The following is a 2,172-nucleotide window of genomic DNA, read 5'->3' as shown; positions in this document are numbered from 1 at the left end:
GAACTTTCGTTGAACATAATTTGTTCTGTTGCAATCACAACCCGTGTATTGTCATCACAAGGCGACTAATCGCTTTGCGTTTATTAGACAACACACCTTCGTTGTGCTTCTTCCTAATTGTTAAAGAGCAATTCGTGGGTTGTATAACCCAACGAGCAGTATTCTTGTAAAAGAACACTCTTCGTTGAATCTAACGCCAGGCCAACCGTTGTTGTCCTGTGCCCTATACTCTGTCATGAACCTTGCTATATCTACTACCAACCACAAAAGCGGTGGTGGAGGATGACGGGATCGAACCGACGACCCCCTGCTTGCAAAGCAGGTGCTCTCCCAGCTGAGCTAATCCCCCGAGGTAATCGTTGGTGGGTCAAGTTGGAATCGAACCAACGACCCCCGCCTTATCAAGACGGTGCTCTAACCGACTGAGCTACTGACCCATCTATCACCAGTGGGCGATACCTTCAATGGTCATGACATTAACTAACAGCCAATAAGTGTGGACGCTTTCGCTTTGCGAGCCATTCGCTCTAAAAGGAGGTGATCCAGCCGCACCTTCCGATACGGCTACCTTGTTACGACTTCACCCCAGTCATGAATCCCACCGTGGTAAGCGCCCTCCTTACGGTTAGGCTACCTACTTCTGGTGAAACCCACTCCCATGGTGTGACGGGCGGTGTGTACAAGACCCGGGAACGTATTCACCGCGACATTCTGATCCGCGATTACTAGCGATTCCGACTTCACGCAGTCGAGTTGCAGACTGCGATCCGGACTACGATCGGGTTTCTGAGATTGGCTCCCCCTCGCGGGTTGGCGACCCTCTGTCCCGACCATTGTATGACGTGTGAAGCCCTACCCATAAGGGCCATGAGGACTTGACGTCATCCCCACCTTCCTCCGGTTTGTCACCGGCAGTCTCATTAGAGTGCTCTTGCGTAGCAACTAATGACAAGGGTTGCGCTCGTTGCGGGACTTAACCCAACATCTCACGACACGAGCTGACGACAGCCATGCAGCACCTGTGTTCCGGTTCTCTTGCGAGCACTGCCAAATCTCTTCGGCATTCCAGACATGTCAAGGGTAGGTAAGGTTTTTCGCGTTGCATCGAATTAATCCACATCATCCACCGCTTGTGCGGGTCCCCGTCAATTCCTTTGAGTTTTAATCTTGCGACCGTACTCCCCAGGCGGTCAACTTCACGCGTTAGCTGCGCTACTAAGGCCTAACGGCCCCAACAGCTAGTTGACATCGTTTAGGGCGTGGACTACCAGGGTATCTAATCCTGTTTGCTCCCCACGCTTTCGTGTCTGAGCGTCAGTATTATCCCAGGGGGCTGCCTTCGCCATCGGTATTCCTCCACATATCTACGCATTTCACTGCTACACGTGGAATTCTACCCCCCTCTGACATACTCTAGCTCGGCAGTTAAAAATGCAGTTCCAAGGTTGAGCCCTGGGATTTCACATCTTTCTTTCCGAACCGCCTACACACGCTTTACGCCCAGTAATTCCGATTAACGCTTGCACCCTACGTATTACCGCGGCTGCTGGCACGTAGTTAGCCGGTGCTTATTCTGCAGATACCGTCAGCAGTACCTCGTATTAGGAGGTACCTTTTCTTCTCTGCCAAAAGTACTTTACAACCCGAAGGCCTTCATCATACACGCGGGATGGCTGGATCAGGGTTTCCCCCATTGTCCAAAATTCCCCACTGCTGCCTCCCGTAGGAGTCTGGGCCGTGTCTCAGTCCCAGTGTGGCTGGTCGTCCTCTCAAACCAGCTACGGATCGTTGCCTTGGTGAGCCTTTACCCCACCAACTAGCTAATCCGATATCGGCCGCTCCAATAGTGAGAGGTTCCGAAGAATCCCCCCCTTTCCCCCGTAGGGCGTATGCGGTATTAGCCACTCTTTCGAGTAGTTATCCCCCGCTACTGGGCACGTTCCGATATATTACTCACCCGTCCGCCACTCGCCACCAAGAGAGCAAGCTCTCTCGTGCTGCCGTTCGACTTGCATGTGTAAAGCATCCCGCTAGCGTTCAATCTGAGCCAGGATCAAACTCTTCAGTTTAATCTCTGTGGTTGTCCCGTCTTGCGACGAGACCGATTGTGTCTCAAAGAAAAATTCAGAGTTACACAAGGTAATTCTTCATCTTTCGTTTGTGAGCACTTGA

2 tRNA genes and 1 rRNA gene are annotated in these 2,172 nt (G+C 51.8%); all 3 read right to left on the bottom strand.

The features are described 5' to 3' along the window. Positions 1–273 precede the first annotated feature (273 nt). The 3 genes from OSH09_RS18250 to OSH09_RS18240 all read right to left on the bottom strand — a co-directional run bounded on the left by OSH09_RS18250 (position 274) and on the right by OSH09_RS18240 (position 2,069). Positions 274–349 (bottom strand) — tRNA-Ala (locus OSH09_RS18250). An 11-nt stretch (positions 350–360) separates the two neighbouring features. Then, positions 361–437 (bottom strand) — tRNA-Ile (locus OSH09_RS18245). Between the two features lie 93 nt (positions 438–530). Then, positions 531–2,069, bottom strand: a 16S ribosomal RNA gene (locus OSH09_RS18240). Positions 2,070–2,172: the final 103 nt, after the last annotated feature.

Source organism: Alcaligenes parafaecalis (genome assembly GCF_026344135.1).
Lineage (GTDB): Bacteria > Pseudomonadota > Gammaproteobacteria > Burkholderiales > Burkholderiaceae_B > Alcaligenes > Alcaligenes parafaecalis.
Note: the sequence above shows the minus strand (reverse complement) of the source record. Positions and strands in the feature narration are given on the sequence as shown.